The 3,013-nt window shown below is 68.4% G+C and carries 1 protein-coding gene; it reads left to right on the forward strand.

What is annotated here, in order from left to right; genetic code table 11:
• The coding region (locus tag KUF83_RS36265) for a type I polyketide synthase (RefSeq protein WP_217459308.1) at positions 1-3,013 on the forward strand (3,013 nt) is incomplete at both ends.

Genomic DNA, 3,013 nt, shown 5'->3' on the forward strand with positions numbered 1-3,013 from the left:
TCCCGTTCTCGTGGTCGGGGGTGTCGTTGTTTGCGGTGGGTGCGTCGGTGTTGCGGGTGTGTGTGCGGCATGTGGCGCGGGATCGGGTGTCGTTGTGGGTTGCTGATGGTGTGGGTGTGCCGGTGGCGGTGGTGGAGTCGCTGGTGTTGCGGGCGATTTCGTCGGGTCAGGTGGGGGCTGCTGGTGGGGTGCCGGTGGTGGCTGGTGGTGGGTTGTTCGAGGTGGTGTGGTCGCCCGTTGCCGGTGCTGTGGCCGGCGTGGGCGGTGTCGGAAGTGGTGTGAGTGGTGGGGCGCCGGGTGTGCTGGTGCTGGAGGGTGAGCGTTTGGGTTTGGCGGGCGCGGAGCTGGAGCGTGTGCTGGCCTGGTTGCAGGAGGGTGTGTCGGGTGTGGGGGGTGCTGGTTCTCGTGTGGTGGTGACGCGGGGGGCGGTGTCTGTGGGTGTGGGTGGTGTGGTGGATGTGGTGTCGGCTGGGGTGTGGGGGTTGGTGCGGTCGGCGCAGGCGGAGCATCCGGGTCGGTTTGTGTTGGTGGATGTGGGTGTGGAGGGGGATGTTGAGGCGGGTGTGCGGGCTGCTCTGGTGTCGGGGGAGGAGCAGGTCGCTGTCCGTGGCGGTGAGGTTTTCGTTCCTCGTCTGACGCGGGTGGCCTCGGGTGGTGGGGTGACGTCGTGGGGTGCCAGTGCCAGTGCCAGTGCCAGTGCTGGTGGTGGTGTGGTGTTGGTGACGGGTGGTACGGGTGGTCTGGGTGCGGTGGTGGCCCGGCATCTGGTGGTGTCGCATGGTGTGGAGCGTCTGGTGTTGCTGTCGCGGCGGGGTCAGGATGCGCCGGGTGCGGCTGAACTCGTTGCTGAGCTTGCGGACTTGGGTGCCCGGGCGGATGTGGTGGCGTGTGATGTGAGTGATCGTGCTGCGTTGGCTGCTGTGGTGGATGGTCTGGGTTCGGAGTTGTCGGCGGTGGTGCACACGGCCGGTGTGGTCGATGACGGTGTGCTGGAGTCGCTGACGCCGGAGCGGTTGGATGGTGTGCTGGGTCCGAAGGCGGATGCTGCGTGGTATCTGCATGAGTTGACGCGGGAGTTGGACCTTTCCGCCTTTGTGTTGTTCTCGTCGTTGTCGGGGACGGTGGGTGGTGCGGGGCAGGGCAACTACGCGGCGGCGAATGCGTATCTGGACGGGTTGGCGGAGTATCGGCGGGGGTTGGGACTGCCCGCGACCTCACTGGCCTGGGGACTCTGGGAAGAGACGACGGGAATGGGCAGTCGGCTCACCGCCGCCGACCTGGAGAGGATGGACCGTACGGGCATCCGTACCCTCTCCGTCCAGGACGGGCTGTCGCTGTTCGACGCCGCTGTCGCGTCCGACCGGTCGACGGTCGTCCCCGCCCGGTTCGACATCGCCGCTCTTCGCGAGCAGGGCGACACCCTCTCACCGCTGTTCCGTGACCTGACAGGCCCGCGCGCCCGCCGCTCGGCTGCGATCACTTCCCAGGACATCGCCGCTGCCACGGAGAACGCCCTGGCGGACCGGTTGGTGGGGCTGACGGCGGAGGAACGCCGGACGCTGGTGCTCGGCGTGGTGCGGGCTCAGGTGGCGCAGGTGCTGGGATACGCGTCGGCCGAGTTGGTCGAGCCGGGACGGGCGTTCCAGGATCTGGGCTTCGACTCGCTGACGGCCGTGGAACTGCGCAACGGTCTCAGTGCCGTGGCAGGGGTGCGGTTGCCGGCGACGCTCGTCTTCGACTACCCGTCCTCCGACATCCTGGCGGACTTCCTCCTCGCCGAAGTCTCGGGCGAGATACCCGCTGCCGCCGCGGCCCTCCCCGCGCTGGGCAGTGTCACCGACGACGACCCGATCGTGATTGTCGGCATGGGCTGCCGCTACCCCGGCGGAGTCCGCTCCCCGGAGGACCTCTGGCAGCTCATGGACGAAGGCCGGGACGCGATCTCCGAGTTCCCGACCGACCGCGGATGGGACCTGGACGCGATCTACCACCCTGACCCGACCAACGCGGGCACGAGCTACACCCGCGAGGGCGGATTCATCTACAACGCGGGCGAGTTCGACGCCGCGTTCTTCGGGATCTCGCCCCGCGAGGCCACCGAGACCGATCCGCAGCAGCGGCTGCTGCTGGAGACGGCCTGGGAGGCGTTCGAGCAGGCGGGCATCGTCCCCGCCGACCTCAAAGGCAGCCAGACCGGCGTCTTCGCGGGCGTCATGTACCACGACTACGCGGGCAACATCGGGTCCGGCAGCATCGTCACGGGCCGTGTCGCCTACACCCTCGGTCTCGAAGGCCCCGCGGTCTCGATCGACACGGCCTGCTCCTCTTCTCTCGTGGCCATCCATCTCGCCGCGCAGTCCCTGCGCCAGGGCGAGTGCACGATGGCCGTCGCCGGTGGTGTGGCTGTCATGGCGACCCCCGAGTCGTTCATCGAGTTCAGCCGCCAGCGTGCCCTCTCCCCGAACGGCCGCTGCAAGGCGTTCTCGGCGGACGCGGACGGTACGGGCTGGGGTGAGGGCGTGGGTGTCCTCGTCCTTGAGCGGTTGTCGGATGCGCGGCGCAACGGTCACGAGGTGCTGGCCGTGGTGCGGGGTTCGGCGTTGAACCAGGATGGTGCGAGTAATGGTCTGACGGCTCCGAACGGTCCGTCGCAGCAGCGGGTGATTCGTCAGGCGTTGGCGAATGCTGGTCTGACACCGGCTGAGGTGGATGCGGTCGAGGCGCACGGTACGGGTACGACCCTTGGCGACCCGATCGAGGCGCAGGCGCTGCTCGCCACGTACGGCCAGGACCGCGGCGAGGACCAACCGCTGTGGCTCGGGTCCTCGAAGTCCAACATCGGACACACCAAGGCGGCTGCGGGTGTGGCTGGTGTGATCAAGATGGTGATGGCCATGCGGGCAGGCGTCCTTCCCAAGACCCTGCATGTTGATGAGCCGTCGCCGCATGTGGACTGGTCTGCGGGTGCGGTGGAGTTGCTGAGTGAGGCGCGGGGGTGGCCGGAGGTGGGTCG

It is taken from the genome of Streptomyces sp. BV286, assembly GCF_019090165.1.
Classification (GTDB): Bacteria; Actinomycetota; Actinomycetes; order Streptomycetales; family Streptomycetaceae; genus Streptomyces.